The organism is Amycolatopsis sp. NPDC104775, from assembly GCF_055583325.1.
Window position 1 is genome coordinate 407892 of sequence record NZ_JBVJOE010000001.1, and the last position, 16404, is coordinate 424295.

The window sequence follows — 16404 nt, forward strand, 5'->3', positions numbered from 1 at the left end:
GGGGGGGGGGGGGGGGGGGGGGGGGGGGGGGGGGGGGTTCCCCCCCCCCCCCCCCCCCCCCCCCCCCCCCCCCCCCCCCCCCCCCGTCATCACAATAACCTTCGGGGTGCCCCGCAACCACGAGGCGCAATGTCGCCGCCAGGCGACGAGCCGACTATTCCGCCGCCATCCTCTCCCGAAGCGACCGAGGCCGCATATCCGTCCACACCTCGTCCACGTGCCGCATGCACTCCTCCCGGCTGCCACGCATCCCATCCGCCCGCCATCCCGCCGGAATCTCCTTCTCCGCCGGCCACAGCGAATACTGCTCCTCGTCATTCACCAAAACCTGGAACACACCAGCGTCGTCCATCACATCTTCCCTTTCTCCGTCAACTGCCCAGAAGCCTCTTCCAAGACCCGAGACGCGGAAGGCAACCCCCGCATAGTCCCGCTGAACGTCGTCACCACCGTCACCACCGCGATAGACCCGCTGCACGCCAACACCGCAGGCACCGCAGGCAACACCTCGACCAACCACCCGCCCACCGCGGGCCCAGCAGCCGCAGCGAGCCCACCCGTCACCCCGAGCACGCCGCCCAGCCGCCCCCGCAGACCGTCTGGAGTGGACAAAAGCTGATAAGTAGCAATAGCAGTATTGGCCGCAGGCGGCAAAAACGCAATAGCCGCGAACAACGCCCCCATCACATACCCATTGCTCACAAAAACCGCCAGCGGAGTCAACGCGGTCAACGCCCAGAAAACCCCGATGACCAACCCATAAGCACTAAGCCACCGATGCAGATACGGCGCGGCCACCGACCCGAGAATCCCGCCAGCCCCCAGCATCGCCGCCATCACGCCGATCTCCCCCGACGGCACCCCGCGCTCGTTCGCCAGCACGATGATCACGAGATAATACGCGGAAAAGAACAAATTCAAACTGACCACGCACAACACCGTCGCCCGCAACGGCGGCCGCCCCCACACCCACCGCAGCCCCTCGACGATCTCCCTCCCCAGATGCCGCGGTGGCGCGTCCTCCGCCCGTTCCACCCGCCGAGGCAACCGCACGAACAACAACGACACGAACGCGAACAAATGCGCCGCCACATCGAAGAGAAACGGCACCACCCGCCCCACCGCGAACAAAAACCCGCCAAGCGCGGTCCCCGACAACTGTCCCGCACTGGTTCGCGCAGCATTCATCGCGACCGCCGAGGGCACCTGCTCCTCCGCCACCAGCAGTGGCAGACTCGCTTCCTCCGCCGGTTCGAACAACGCCCGGCTCAACCCCATCACGACGGCGACCGCAACGAGCATCCACACCTGCGCGACGCCCCAGTGCAACGCGAGCATCAACCCGCCCGCAGCGACCGCTTGCACCGCCTCGCACCCGAGCATGATCCGCTTGCGAGGCCACCGATCCACCAACGCCCCCGCAGGCAACCCCGCGACGAGCTGGCTGATCGCGACCGCCCCGAGCACCAGCCCGGACTGCGCGGCCGACCCTGTGAGCGCCAGCACCAGCAGGGGAAAGGCGATGGTGGTCGTGCTGAACCCGGCTTCGGAAACGACCTGCCCGGTCCAGAGCAGCCGGTAGTCGCGATTCGCCGCGATCCCGCTCATCCCTCATCGCCCCGGCAATCCGCCGCGATCGCCCGCAGTGCGTCCGCGAATCCTTCGGCCACCCCGGCGACAGTCGCGCGAGAGTGCTGGTCCGGCTGGTAGTACCAGGAGAACTCCAGCTGCCCCTCCCGCACCCCGCCGACGACCTCCAGCGCGTGCGGCGAGCGGTTCGCCGGGTCCTGGTCGCGGCCGAGCGGCGGGAGGGAGCGCAGGAACAGCCCGTCTCCGGACCCGGTGTTCTCCCCCTGCCCCAGGTAGTTGAAGGCGACCCGGGGCGTGGCGCGGCCCAGGTCGGGGAAGCGGAAGGAGCGCAGGACCCCGTGCCCGAACCCGTTGCCCGGCACCGCCCGCAGCTGGCGCCGGACGGATTTCACCAGGTTCCGCCAGCTCGCGGCCGGGTCGACGGTCAAGGCGACCGGGAACAGGGTCGTGAACCAGCCGACGGTCCGCGTCAGGTCGACGTCGTCCAGGATTTCCTCCCGGCCGTGGCCTTCAAGGTCGATCGCGACCGCCGGTTCGCCGGTCCAGCGGGTGAGCGTCCAGGCCAGCGCGGTCAGCAGGACGTCGTTGATCCGCGTCCGGTAGGCACCGGGAGCCAGGTGCAGGAGGGCATCAGTGTCCCGTTCGCCGACGCGGACCGACACCAGTTCCTGCGGCTCCGGAGCGACGCCCGTCCGGTCCACCGGCAGCTCGCAGCCGGGCAGGTCGCGGGCCCAATGCTCGCGTTCGCCGTCCAGCGCGCCGGATTCGGCGAATTCCCGCAGGCGGTGCGCCCAGTCCCGGAAGGAGGTGGTCTTCGGGCCCAGGTCGGGCTTTTCCCCGGCTTCGATCTGCCGGTAGGCCCGTTCGAGGTCCTCCAGCAGGATGCCCCACGAAACGGCGTCGACCACCAGGTGGTGCGCGACCAGGAAAAGACGCGGGGTGCCGGCGGGATCGGACAACAGGGCCCGCAGGTGCGGCGGCCGGGCCAGGTCGAAACCGGCCTGCGCCTCGTCGGCGGCCCGCTCCAGGTCCACAGTGGACACTGTGCGGAGCACTGAACCGGGGTTGACGGGATCGTTGTGCTGGATCCATCCGCCGGCGGTCCGCTCGAAGCGCAGGCGCAGCGCGTCGTGGTGGGCCACCAGCGCGTCGACGGCCTGCCGCAGCACTTCCTCGTCCACCGGGCCGTTCAGCTCGACCAGCACGGACTGGTTGAAATGCGCGGGGTTCGCCGGCGCGGAATCCAGGAACCAGCGCTGGATCGGGGTCAGCGGAACCGCCCCGACCACGGCCTGGCGGTCGTCCTCGGCCGCGTCGGCGGGCTGGACCACCCGGGCCAGCTCGGCGACGGTCTGGTGCGTGAAGAGGTCCTTCGAGCGCATCGCCAGCCCGGCCTGCCGCGCGCGGTGCACGACCTGGATGCTGAGCAGCGAATCCCCGCCGAGCTCGAAGAAGTTGTCCGCGGCGCCGACCTGGGGAATCCCGAGCACCTCGGCCCACACGTTCGCCAGCAGTTCTTCCAGATCAGTGCTCGGAGCGACGTACTCGGCGGTCTGCACCGCCGACAGATCAGGCTCGGGCAGTGCGGCGCGGTCGATTTTTCCGTTAGGGCTCACCGGAATCGAGCCGAGCGGCACGAACACCGACGGGATCAGGTAGTCCGGCAGCGTCTCGCTCAGGAAGGCGCGCAGCTGAGCGGTTTCCCCGATCACATAGGCGACCAGACGCTTGTGCCCGGCCGCTTCCCGGGCGACCACGACGGCCTCGCGCACCGCGGGGTGCCGCCGCAGCGCCGCCTCGATCTCGCCGAGTTCGACGCGGAACCCGCGGATCTTGACCTGGTCGTCCGCCCGCCCGGCGAATTCCAGATCGCCCGAGGCCGCCTGCCGGACCACGTCGCCGGTCCGGTACATCCGCGATCCCGGAGGGCCGAACGGGTCGGCCACGAACCGGTCGGCGGTCAGGCCCGGTCGGGACAGATAGCCGCGCGCCAAGCCGATGCTGCGGACGTAGAGCTCGCCTGCCGAGCCGATGGGCACCTCGCGCAGGCCCGCGTCGAGCACGCGCGCTTCGGTGTTCCGGATCGGTTTGCCGATCGGCATCGGACCGCCGGGCGACAGCGGTTCGCTCCACGAGGCCACGACCGTCGTCTCGGTAGGCCCGTACGCGTTGATCATCCGCCGCCCGGACGCCCAGCGGGAAACCAGCTCGGCCGGGCAGACGTCGCCGCCGACGACGATGGTGCGCAGGTCCGGCAGCGGCACGTCGGGCACCGTCGCCAAGGCGACCGGCGGGAACAGCGCGTGCGTGACCCGCTGCTCCGCCAGCACTTCGGCCAAGGGCGCGCCGAGCAGCGGACCCTCGGGCGGCACGACGAGCGCGGCGCCGGCGGGCAAGGCCAGGCAGAGTTCCAGCACCGAGGCGTCGAAGCTGGGCGAGCTGAACGCCAGCACCCGGTCGCCCGGCCGGATCCGGAAATGCTCGATCTCGGCGGCGGAGAAGGACGCCAGACCGGCGTTCGGCACCACGACGCCCTTCGGCCGCCCGGTCGAACCGGACGTGTAGATCACGTACGCCGCTTGGTCCGGGTCGACGGGGACGCCGAGGTTCGTGTCGGCGTATTCCCCGGCGTCGAGTTCGCTGTCCACGACGAACACCGGGTCGGCGTCGCGCAGCATGAACTCGATGCGCTCGGCGGGATAGCCCGGGTCGACCGGGAGGAACGCGGCCCCGGTCTTCGCCACCGCCAGTTCCGTGAGGACGAGCGTGGCCGAGCGCGGCAACCGCACCGCGACGACTCGTTCCGGCCCGGCACCCCGGCCGGCGAGCAGCCGGGCCAGTCGGTTCGCCCGGGCGTTCAGCTCGGCGAAGGTGAGCTCCCCGGCGGCGGAGACCAGCGCGGGAGCGTCAGGCGTCCGCGCGACCTGGGCTTCGAACAGCTCGGCCAGCGAAGCCGGCGGGACGGTCACTGCCGTGTCGTTCCACGCGCGCAGCTGGTCGAGCTCGCTCCGCGGCAGCAACGGCAACGACTCCATCGGCTGGTCCGGCTGGGCGGCGAGCACAGTCAGCGCGGTCAGCAGGCGGTCGGCGAAGCGGTGGATGGTCGTCGCGTCGAACAGGCCGGTGGCGTAGTTGATCGCGGCGTGCAGCGACCCGCCGTCCTCCTCGAATTGCACGAGCAGGTCGAAGGTCGCGGTCGTCGCGGGCAGCGCGACCTCTTCGGCGGCCAGCGCACCGCCGCCCGGCCGGTCGCCGGTGTTCTGCAGCACGACCATCGCCTGGAACAGCGGCGTCCGGCTCGGATCGCGGACCGGCTGAGCGGCGTCCACCACGCGTTCGAACGGCACGTCCTGGTGGGCGAACGCGTCGAGCACCGTGTCCCGCACGCCGCCGAGGAAGTCCCGGAACGACCCGCGCGAGTCCACTGTGGACCGCAGGACCAGTGTGTTGACGAAGAAGCCGATCAGGCGTTCCAGTTCGGCCCGCTCGCGTCCGGCGGCGACGGTGCCGACCGCGACGTCCTCCTGCCCGCACCAGCGCGCCAGCACGACCTGGAAAGCCGCGACCAGCGTCATGAACAGGGTGCCGTGCTGCGCGCCCGCGAGGTCCCGGAGGTTCGCGGCGACCTCGGCGGGGACGGCGAAGCCGAACCACTCCCCCTCGGTCGTGCGGACCGCGGGCCGCGGCCGGTCGGTGGGCAGTTCGAGCGGAGCGAGCCCGGCGAGGCGGTCCCGCCAGTGGTCGAGCTGCTCGTCGAGTTCGGGGCTGTCGAGGAAATCCCGTTGCCAGGCCGCGAAATCCGCGTATTGCACCGGCAGCTCGGGCAGCTGCGGTTCCTCGCAGCGGACGTAAGCGGCGTAGCAAGTGTCCAGTTCGGCGGCCAGCACCCCGGCCGACCAGCCGTCGGTGACGATGTGGTGCAGTGCCAGCAGCAGGACGTGGTCGCCGGATTCCTCCCGGAACAGCCGGGCGCGCAGCAGCGGCCCGGTGCGCAGGTCGAACGGCCGGAGTGCTTCGCGCACCAGGGTTTCCTCGTCGAAGTCCGCCACCGGCAGGTCGACCAGCGCGGGCTCGTGAATGATTTGGACGGCCTGGCCGTCGATCGCGTCGAACGTGGTGCGAAGCGATTCGTGCCGGGCGACGACCGTGTTCAAGGCTTTCCGCAAAGCGCCGAGATCGAGTTCTCCGCGCAACCGCAAGGCGGTGGGAGAGAGGTATTCCCGGCCGCCGGGTTCGAATTCGTCCAGGAACCACAATCGTTGCTGGGCGAACGACAACGGCAGCGCGCCGTCCCGCGCGACCACCGGGATCGCTTCCGGCCCAGCCTGCTGTGCGGGGAGTCCGGCGGCGAACTGGCCGAGCGTCGGCGCGGAGAACAGCATCCGCGGCGACACCTCGACGCCGAATTCGGCCCGCACCCGCGACGTGATCCGCATGCTGAGGATCGAATCGCCGCCCAGTTCGAAGAAATTGTCGTCGGCGCCCACCCGGTCGATGCCGAGGACGTCGGCCCAGATCGCGGCGAGCCGCTGTTCGGCGGCGGTGCGCGGCGCGACGTATTCGGCGGTTCCGGCGCGGCCGGGAGCGGGCAGCGCGCGGCGGTCGAGCTTGCCGTTGCGGTTGAGCGGGAGCGCGTCCAGCGCCACGAACGCCGACGGAACCAGGTGTTCCGGCAGCCGTTCGCGCGTCCACTCGCGCAAGCCCCGCGTTTCGCCGACGACATACGCGACCAAGCGGCCTTCGCGGGCGATGACGGTGACGTCGGCGACCGCCGGATGCCGCCGCAGGACCGTCTCGATCTCGCCCGGCTCGACCCGGAACCCGCGGATTTTGACCTGGTCGTCGACCCGGCCGAGGTAGTCCAGCGAGCCCTCGGCGGTCCAGCGGACCTGGTCGCCGGTGCGGTACATCCGCTCTCCCGGCGGGCCGAACGGGTCCGCGACGAACCGGTCCGCGGTCAGCCCCGGCCGGCCGAGGTAGCCGCGCGCGAGCTGCGGTCCGGCGAGGAACAGTTCGCCGGGCAGGCCGGGCGGCACGGGTTCGCCGGTGCCGTCGAGGACATACGCGCGGAAGTTGGTCAGCGGACGGCCGATCAACGGCTGGTCTCCGACGACCGGCGCGTGGATCGAGTCGACCGTCGCTTCCGTGGGCCCGTAGTAGTTGTGGCCGGTGACGTCCGCGGCGGCCAGCTGCCGCCACAGCGTTTCCGTGGCCGCCTCGCCGCCGGTGATCACCGTGCGGGGCCGGACCTCGCCGGTCGCCAGCCCGGCGTCCAGCAGCTGCTGGAGGTAGGCCGGGGTGAGGTCGAGCAGGTTGAGCCCGTGCGCGCGGACGGCGCGGACCAGTGCGCGCGGGTCGAGCCGGGTGTCGTCGTCCAGTACGTGCAGCTCGTGCCCGTCCATCATGGCCAGCAGCGGTTCCCAGGACGCGTCGAACGCCAGCGACGCGGTGAGCGCCGTCCGTTCCCGCCCGCGGTCGAGGAAGACCGCGCGGTGGGCGACCAGCAGGTTCACCAGCGCGCGATGCTCCACGACGACGCCCTTCGGCGTGCCCGTCGAACCCGAGGTGTAGATGACGTACGCGGCGGTGTCCGCGTCAGGCCGTTTCGAGAACGGCGCTGGCGGCGCGTAGCTCTCGTCCGGCCTGCCCAGCACGATCACCGGGCGCGCGTCGTTCAGCAGGAAGCGGACCCGCTCCTCCGGCAGATCCGGATCGATCGGCAGATGCACCGCGCCTGCCTTGAAAATCGCCAGCGCCGCGAGCACGGCCTCGGCCGAGCGCGGCAGCATGACCGCCACCACCCGCTCTGGCCCGGCGCCCCGCTCGATCAGTTCCTCCGCCAGCCGCGTGGAGCGGGCGTCGACCTCCGCGTAGTCCAGGACGGTGTCGTGGAAGACCAGCGCTGTCTCGTGCGGCATCCGGGCGACAGTCGCGTCGAACACGTCCAGGACGGTTTCCGCCGGAAGATCGGCCGCATCGCCGTGTCCCAGGGCCAGCACGTGGTTTCGCTCGTCGGCGGTGAGCGGCGAGAGTGAGCCGACGCGACGCTCCGGGTCGGCGGCGATCGCCCGCACCAGCTGGGCGAGGTGCCCGGCCAGCCGCTGGGCGGTGGTCTCGTCGAACAGCTTGGGGTCGTAGGAAAGTTCGAGCCCGAGCCGGTCGTGGAGGTAGGCGGTGAGGTTCAGCGGATAGCTCGTGGTGTCCAGCGATTCGACGTCCAGCACCCGGACGCCGTCCTGCCCGCTGTCTTCGATCGGGTAGTTCTCGAAGACCACCACGCTGTCGAACAGCGCCGCGCCCGCCGGAATCCCGGTGAAGGCCTGCAACTGCGAGAGCGCGAGGAAGTCGTACCGGCGCGCGTCCGCCTGCTCGGCCTGGATCGCCCGCAGCCATTCGGCGGTCGGCTGTCCATTCCGGACTTCGATCCGCGTTGGCACGGTGTTGATGAACATCCCGATCATCGCCTCGACGCCCGGGAGTTCCGGCGGGCGGCCGGAAACCGTGGTGCCGAACAAGACGTCCGGCTCGCCGCTGTAGCGCGCGAGCAGCAGTGCCCACGCTCCCTGCACGACCGAGTTGACCGTCAGCGCGGCGGTTTTCGCCATGTCGCGCAACGCCGCCGATTCCTCCGCGGACAGCTCGACCAGCACGGTCGCCCCGGATTCCGCGCGGTGCGCCTCGACCGGACGCCGGTCGTACGGCAGCGGAGTCGGCGCGGAGAAACCGTCGAGCACGTCGCGCCAGTGCTCCTCCGCCGCGGCCCGGTCCTGTCCGGCCAGCCAGGCGAGGTAATCGCGGAACGGCCGCCGCGGCGTCAGGTTCGCCGGCGTGCCTTCGACAATCGCCGTGTACTGCTCGCAGACCTCGCCGAAGACCTGCGCGGTGCTCCAGCCGTCGAGCAGGACGTGGTGCGAGGTCCAGAGCAGCTGCACTTCGTCGTCGGCGACGCGCGCGATCTCCAGGCGCATCAATGGCGGCGTCGTCAGATCCATCCCGGCGGCCAGGTCGGCTTCGAGCAGTTTCGCCAGTTCGGCCTGCTGAGCCTCCGGGGCGAGGCCGCGCCAGTCGTGCTGCCCGACCGGCACCCGGACCCCGCGATGGACGCGCTGCACCGGCTCGTCGACGCCGTCCCACACCGTGCTGCTGCGCAGGATCGGCGTCCGGTCCACCACCCGCTGCCACGCCTCGGCCAGCGCGCGCGGGTCGCGCACCCCGGCCAGCCGCAGCCGGAACTGGTCGAAGTACGCGCTCGACCCGGTGTCGACCAGGCTGTGGAACACCATGCCCGCCTGCAGTGCGGTCAGCGGATAGATGTCCTCGACCTCGCGGCCGTCCCCGGCCAGCCGGTCCACGCTCGCCTGGTCGAGCCGGGCGAGCGGGAAGTCCGACGGCGTGCGGCCGCCCGCCCCGGCGCAGTGCGCGATGATTTCCCGCAGTGCCTCGACGGTCGCCTCGGCCAGGGCGCGGACAGTCGCCTCTTCGTGCACCTCGGCCGAGTATTCCCAGGTCAGGTGCAGTTCGCCGGATTCGACGACGCCGACGACGTCCAGCAGGTACGGGCGGACGCTCTCCGGTGCGGAGTCCTGGCCGAGGCTTTCCCCTCGGCCCTGGTAAAGGCCGTCCTCGTGGGTCCCGACATCCCAGCGGCCGTGGTAGTTGAAGGAGATCCGCGGCGTCGGGTCGTTCCGGAGCGGGGAATCGCTCAGGTAGCGGAGTGCTTCGTAGCCGACGCCCTTGTTCGGGACGGCACGCAGCTGTTCCTTGACGGACTTGAGGATCGCGTCCCATCCTTCGCCGGGCACGGTCAGCGCGACCGGGTACTGCGCGGTGAACCAGCCAATCGTCCGCGACAGATCGAGCGGCGCGGCGAGGTCCTCGCGGCCGTGGCCTTCCATCTCGAGCACGATGCGCGACCGGCCGGTCCAGCGCGCGAGCACCCGGGCGAGAGCGCTCAGCAGGACGTCGTTGACCTCGGTCCGGTACGCGCCGGGCACGTCCTGCAGCAGAGCGGAAGTTTCCGCCTTGCCCAGGGAAACCGACACCGAACGCGCCGATTCCGCGGTGTTGCGCCCCGGACGGTCGACCGGGAGTTCGGTTTCGACGCCGCGCAGCACGCCCTCCCAGTACTCCGCTTCGCCGTCCAGCCCGCCGGTGCGGACGTGCTCGGCGAGCGTCCGGGCCCAGTGCGTGAACGAGCTGCCCACCGGCTCCAAGGGTTCGCCCTGGTAGGCGCGTTCGAGGTCGCCCAGCAGGACGCGCCAGGACACTCCGTCCATGACAAGGTGGTGCGCGGTCAGGAACAGCTGCGGCGAGCGGTCCCGGAAGGTGAACAGGACCGCGCGCCACACCGGGCCGTTGACGACGTCCAACGAGGTCTGTGCGCGCACTGCCTCTTCGTGCATCGCCGCGACCACGTCGTCCACTTCGGACAGATCGGCGTGCCGCAGGATGTCCGCCGGTTCCGTGGCGGACGGTTCCTGCTGCCAGGTTCCGTCCACTTGGGAGAACCGCATTCGCAATGCGGCATGGCGAGCGGTTACTTCCGCGATCGCCGCTGTCAGTCTCGGTACGTCCACTGAGGACAGTACAAGGTGGACGGACATGGTCAGCCGCCACGGCTGCTCAAGATGCTCGAACAGCCACGACTGGATCGGCCCGAGCGGCGCGGGTCCGCTCTGCTCCGGAGCCGGGGCGACCGGGCCGCCGGTAGTCACGACCCGGCCCAGTTCGGCGATGGTCTGGTGCTGGAAGAGATCCTTCGACGACAGCGTCAGCCCGGCCTGGCGGGCGCGGGACACCACCTGGATGCTCAGGATCGAGTCGCCGCCGAGGCCGAAGAAGTTGTCCTCGACGCCGACCTGGTCGACGCCGAGCACCGCCGACCAGACTTCGGCTAGCACTGTCTCGATCTCCGTACGCGGGGCCACGTAACGGTTTTCGACGCGGGCACCGGGCGCGGGCAACGCGCGGTGGTCGAGTTTTCCGTTCGCGTTGAGCGGCAGCTCGTCCAACGTGACGAACACTGCGGGGATCATGTGCGCGGGCAGCGAGCGGGCGAGGAATTCGCGCAGCACCGTGGTCCCGGGCACCGTCCCGGTCAGGTACGCGACCAGCCGCCGGGAGTCCCCGGCGCCGTGCGCGACGGCCACCGCGCCGGTCACGTCCGGATGCGCGGACAGCGCCGCCTCGACCTCGCCCAGCTCGATCCGGAAACCGCGGATCTTGACCTGGTGATCGGCCCGGCCGCGGTAGGCGAGTTCGCCGTCCGGGGTCCAGCACAGCAGGTCTCCGGTGCGGTACATCCGGGTGCCGGGCTCGCCGAACGGGTCGGCGACGAACCGGGACGCGGTGAGGCCCGGCCGGTTCAGGTAGCCGCGCGCCAGGCCCGCGCCCGCGACGTACAGCTCGCCGGTGACGCCCGGCGGAACCGGTTCGAGGCAGGCGTCCAGGACGTAGGCGCGCAGGTCCGGGATCGGTACGCCGACGGTCGCGCGGTCGTCCAGCACGCGGTGCGTCACGTGGACAGTGGTCTCGGTGATGCCGTACATGTTGACCAGCTGCGGTCCGTCCGGATGCCGCCGTCGCCATTCCTCCAGGCGCACGGGATCCAGGGCCTCGCCGCCGAAAATCACGTACCGCAGGCTCAACGGCGCGGACGGGAGCGCACCGAGCCGGTAGAACGCCGACGGCGTCTGGTTGAGCACCGTCACCCGCTCTTCGGCCAGCAGCGTCAGGAATTCCTCCGGCGAGCGGACCGTGTCGGCCGGGACGACCACCAGGCGGCCGCCGTGCAGCAGCGCGCCCCACAGCTCCCAGACCGAGAAATCGAACGCATAGGAATGGAAGAGCGTCCAGACGTCCTGGTCGCCGAAGCCGAACCAGTGGTCGGTCGAGGAGAACAGCCGGGTGACGTTGGCGTGCGGCACGAGCACGCCCTTGGGCACTCCGGTGGAGCCGGAGGTGTAGATGACGTACGCGGTGTTCTCCGGGAGGACCGGCACCCCGGGGTCGCTGTCCGGCTGTCCGTCGGCCGCGACGGTGTCCACGACGCACACCGGTCGCGCGTCGGCGAGCATCGCCTCGATCCGTGCGGCCGGGTAGTCCGGGTCGATCGGCAGGTATCCCGCGCCGGACTTGAGCACGGCGAGGACCGCGACGACCAGGTCGGCCGAGCGCGGCAGCCGCAGCGCGACCAGGCGTTCCGGCCCGGCTCCCTCGGCGATCAGCCGGTGTGCCAGGCGGTTCGCCCGCCGATCCAGCTCGCGGTAGGTCAGTTCCACGCCTTCGCAGGTCACCGCGACGGCGTCCGGCGTGCGGGCGGCCTGTTCGGCGAACAGCCGGTGCAGCGTCGGCTCCGGGGACGCGATCGCGACCGGGTTCCATTCCCGCAGCACGCGGTCGCGTTCGTCGGCGGAGATCCACGGCAACCGTCCGAGCGGCCGCTCCGGGGCCGCCGCGATGCCAGCCAAGAGAACCCGCAGCCAGCCGCTCAGCCGTTCGATCGTGGCCGCGTCGAACAGGTCGGTGTTGTAGTTGACGACCGCGTCGAGCCGCCCGGACGTCTGCTGGAAGTGGATCGCCAGGTCGAACCCGGCGGTCACGATCGGCGGCGCGAGCTCCTCGACGGCGAGGCCGGGCAGCGCGGGCCGGGCGTCCGGGGTGTTGTGCAGCACGACCATGACCTGGCATAGCGGAGTGCGGCTGGGGTCGCGTTCGGGCTGGACGTCGTCCACGACCCGGTCGAACGGGACGTCCTGGTGGGCGAAGGCGTCCAGCACGGTGTCGCGGACTTCGCCGAGGAACGCGTCGAAGCCGCGGTTCAAGTCCACAGTGGACCGCAGGACGAGGGTGTTGGCGAAGAAGCCGATCAGGCCTTCCAGCTCGGTGCGTTCCCGGCCGGACACGACGGTGCCGACCGCGATGTCGTCCTGCCCGGACCACCGCGCGAATACCAGCTGGCAGGCGGCGAGCAGGGTCATGAAGAGCGTGCTGCCCTGCTGCCGGGACAGCTCGGCGAGCCGCGCGGTGGTGCCGGCCGGGACGCTGAACTCGTGCAGCGCGCCGTTCTTCGTGCGGACGGCCGGGCGTGGGCGGTCGGTCGGCAGTTCGAGGGGTTCGAGACCGGCGAGACGGTGCCGCCAATAGCTGAGCTGGCCGTCGAAGTCGGTGCGGTTTCGTTGCCAGACCGCGTAATCGGCGTATTGCACGGGCAGCGGCGGCAATCCCGGGTCTTCGCCGCGGGTGAACGCGGCGTAGCAGGCGGCGAGCTCGCTCAGGAGCACGCCCGAGGACCAGCCGTCGGTGACGATATGGTGCAGCACCAGCGTGAGGACGTGGTCGCCGGGACCGAGCCGGGTGAGCGCGGCGCGCAGCAGCGGACCGGTGTGCAGGTCGACCGGGCCGGTCGCATCAGCCAGCGCGGTGTCCAGATCGCCGTCGGCCGTCTGGAGATCGACGGCGTGCGGCGGGTGGACGATCTGCACGCCGCGGCCGTCGACCGTCGCGAAGGTCGTGCGGAGGGATTCGTGCCGGGCCACCACCGCGGTGAGTGCCTGGTTCAGTGCGGGCACGTCCAGTTCGCCGCGCAGCCGCAGTGCGGTCGGCGAGACGTACTCGGTGCTGCCGGGGTCGAACTCGTCGAGGAACCAGAGTCGTTGCTGGGCAAAGGAAAGCTGCGCTTCGAACGGTCCTTCGCCGCGAGGCAGGAGCGGGATCGCCTCCTGCGGCGCGGACGCGGCGGGCAGCTGCGCGGCCAGCAGCGCCGGGGTCGGCGCGGTGAAGACCAGCCGGGCGGGAACGTCCGCGCCGAGGGCGGCACGCAGCCGCGCGACCACCCGGATGCCGAGCAGGGAATCGCCGCCGAGTGCGAAAAAGTCGTCTTCGACGCCGATCCGCTCCAGGCCGAGCACCTCGGCCCAGACCTCGGTCACGAGCCGCTCGCGTTCGTCTCGCGGGGCGACGTACTGCGCGGACGCGGAAATCTCCGGTTCCGGCAGTGCCCGGCGGTCAAGTTTGCCGTGCCGGGTGAGCGGAAGCTGGTCCAGGCGGGCGAACGCCGACGGAACCAGGTGCGCGGGCAAGGAGTGAGTCAACGCGGCGCGCAGTCCGGCGGAATCGGCGTCGCCGACGACATACGCGACGAGCCTGCCGTCGCGCGCGTCGACGGCCGCGTCGACCACCCCTGGCTGAGCGCGCAGCGCGGTCTCGACTTCGCCGGGCTCGATCCGGAAGCCGCGAACCTTGATCTGGTCGTCAGTGCGGCCGAGGTGTTCCAGCCGGCCGTCGACGGTCCAGCGGGCGCGGTCTCCGGTCCGGTACAGGCGGGTTCCGGGCGCACCGAAGGGATTCGCCACGAACCGGTCGGCAGTCAGGCCCGGCCGGCCGAGATAGCCGCGCGCGAGCTGGGCCCCGGCGAGGCAAAGTTCGCCGGGCACTCCGGCTGGGACGAGCCGGAGCTGTTCATCGAGTACGTACGCGCTGACGTTTCCCAGCGGACGGCCGATCGACGGCTGATCGCCGGTCACCGGAGCCCACGTGGCGTCCACTGTGGACTCGGTCGGGCCGTAGTAGTTCCCGGCGGCCACTCCGGATCCGGCCAGTTCGTGCCACAGGCTTTCGCCGATGGCCTCGCCGCCGACCATCAAAAACCGCGGCCGCTGTCCGCCCTCCAGCAGTCCGGCGGGCAGCAGTTGCCGCAGGTAGGACGGGGTCACGTCGAGGAAGCCGATGCGTTCCTCGCGGACGTAGCGGATCAGCGCGGCCGGGTCGAGGCGGGTCTCGTCGCTGATCAGGTGCAGTTCGTGGCCGTCCGCCAGCAGCAGCGGGCCTTCCCACGACGTGTCGAACGACAGCGACGCGGTCAGCGCGACCCGCAAGCGTTCGCGGCCGAACGCGGCCCGGTGATTGGCCAGGAGGTTGACCAGGGCGGCGTGCTCGACCACGACGCCCTTGGGCGTGCCGGTCGAACCGGACGTGTGGATGACGTAAGCGGCGTCCGACGGCCGCGGCCCGGCCGGACGCGGGCCGTCGGCACACGGGTCGATGTTGTCCAGCACCACCACCGGCTGGGTGTCGGCCAGCAGCACCTCGATCCGCTCCGCGGGCAGGCCGGGATCGATCGACTGGTGCACCGCCCCGGCCTTGAGCACCGCGAACAGCGCGATGATCGCGTCGGCCGAACGCGGGAGCAGGACTGCCACCACGCGCTCCGGCCCCGCGCCGCGCGCGACGAGATCCGCGGCCAGCGCGTCAGTGCGGGCGGCGAGTTCGGCGAAGCTCAGCCGGACGTCGCCGCAGACCAGCGCGGTCGCCTCCGGACGGGTCCGGGCCTGGTGGTCGAGGAGGTCCACGATGGTGCCGTCCGGGACCTCGAGCGCCGAACCGTGCCAGCCGAGCAGCTGCGCTTCCTCGGTCTCGGTGGTCAGCGGCAGGTCGGCGATCCGGCGGTCCGGCGCGGCGGCGATCCCGGCCAGCAGCCGCAGCAGGTGCGCGATCAGCCGGTCGATCGTCCCGAGGTCGAACAGTTCGGTGCTGTACTCCACGAGCCCGGCCAGCCCGCCGCCGGATTCCTCGAATTCGACGGTGAGGTCGAAGTTGGCGGAGTCCCGCGCCACCCCGGCCGGTTCGGCGGCCAGGTCCGGGAACGCCGGGCCGGTCCCGCTGGCGTTGTGCAGCAGCACCATGACGTCGAACAGCGGGTTGCGCCCCGGGTCCCGGCCCGCGTGCACGGCGTCGACCACTTCCTCGAACGGGACGTCGTCGTGGGCGAAGGCGTCGAGGACGGTCTGCCGGGTCGCGGCCAAGTGCTCGGCGAACGAGGCCGACCGGTCCACTGTGGACCGCAGGACGACGGTGTTGACGAAGAACCCGGCCACCCGTTCCAGCTCCGGGCGGTCCCGGCCGGACACGACCGTGCCGAGCGCGATGTCCTCCTGACCGGTGTAGCGCGCGAACAGCGCTTGGCAGGCCGCGAGCAGCACGGTGAACAGCGTGGTTTCCGAGGTGCGCGCCAGCTCCGCGAGCCCGCCAGCCACGTCCGCGGGAACGGCGAACTCGCGCACCGCGCCCGCGGTGCTCCGGGCGGCCGGGCGCGGCCGATCGGTCGGCAGGTCCAGCGGCGTCACCCCGGCCAGCGTGCGGGTCCAATGCTCCAGCCCGGCCGCGCGAGTCGGGCGATTGTGCTGCCACACCGCGAAATCCGCGTACTGCACTGGCTGCGGCGGCAGCTGCGCCCGCTCGCCGTCGCGGTACAAGAGGCCGAGTTCTTCGGTCAGCACGCCCATGGACGCGCCATCGGTGGCGATATGGTGCACGCACACCAGCAGCACGTGCTCAGCCGAGCCGAGCCGCACCAGCACCGCACGCAGCACCGGCCCGTGCGTGAGATCGAACGGCCGCGAGTACTCCGCTTTCAAGACCGCGTCGAGGTCCTCCGGTGCGGCGTCCACCACCGGAAGCGCTACTTCGTACGGCGGCTGGATCAGCTGCGCGGGCTCGCCGTCGACTTCTTGGAAGGTCGTGCGCAGCGGTTCGTGCCGGGCGACCAGAAGCCGGAGCGCGGTCGCCAGCGCTTCGACGTCCAGCTCACCGGTCAGGCGCAGGGCGAAGGCGCTGTTGTACTCGGGGTCGTCCGGACGGAGCTGGCTGAAAAACCACAGCCGGCGCTGCGCGGACGAAAGCGGAAGCGGGCCGGAACGGCCGGCGGCCGGGATCTCCGGCGCGCGGGCGGCCGTTCCGGCCATCCGGCGGCGCAGCGCTTCCTGCAGGTGAGCGGGCAGCGCCGCGATGCGGTCTTCACGGGACGCGGTCATGGGG

General features: G+C 71.3%; 3 protein-coding genes. All 3 read right to left on the bottom strand.

The genetic code is table 11. The features are described from left to right. Positions 1 to 154: 154 nt before the first annotated feature. Genes ACZ63D_RS01665 through ACZ63D_RS01675 form a run of 3 tightly spaced genes read right to left on the bottom strand, consistent with a single transcriptional unit; the run spans position 155 to position 16400 of the window. Positions 155 to 352, bottom strand: a complete 198-nt coding sequence (locus ACZ63D_RS01665; protein WP_465352355.1) for an MbtH family protein — start codon at positions 350 to 352, stop codon at positions 155 to 157. Next, positions 352 to 1608, bottom strand: a complete 1257-nt coding sequence (locus ACZ63D_RS01670) for an MFS transporter (protein WP_465352356.1) — start codon at positions 1606 to 1608, stop codon at positions 352 to 354. The genes ACZ63D_RS01665 and ACZ63D_RS01670 overlap by 1 nt, the downstream gene beginning before the upstream one ends. Further along, on the bottom strand, positions 1605 to 16400 hold the full coding sequence (locus tag ACZ63D_RS01675; protein ID WP_465352357.1) for a non-ribosomal peptide synthetase: 14796 nt from the start codon (positions 16398 to 16400) through the stop codon (positions 1605 to 1607). The genes ACZ63D_RS01670 and ACZ63D_RS01675 overlap by 4 nt, the downstream gene beginning before the upstream one ends. Positions 16401 to 16404 lie beyond the last annotated feature (4 nt).

What these genes read in the sequence shown, in the direction of transcription:
- ACZ63D_RS01665 (WP_465352355.1), bottom strand. Translation starts at nt 352, where the DNA reads ATGGACGACGCTGGTGTGTTCCAGGTTTTGGTGAATGACGAGGAGCAG.
- ACZ63D_RS01670 (WP_465352356.1), bottom strand. Translation starts at nt 1,608, where the DNA reads ATGAGCGGGATCGCGGCGAATCGCGACTACCGGCTGCTCTGGACCGGG.
- ACZ63D_RS01675 (WP_465352357.1), bottom strand. Translation starts at nt 16,400, where the DNA reads ATGACCGCGTCCCGTGAAGACCGCATCGCGGCGCTGCCCGCTCACCTG.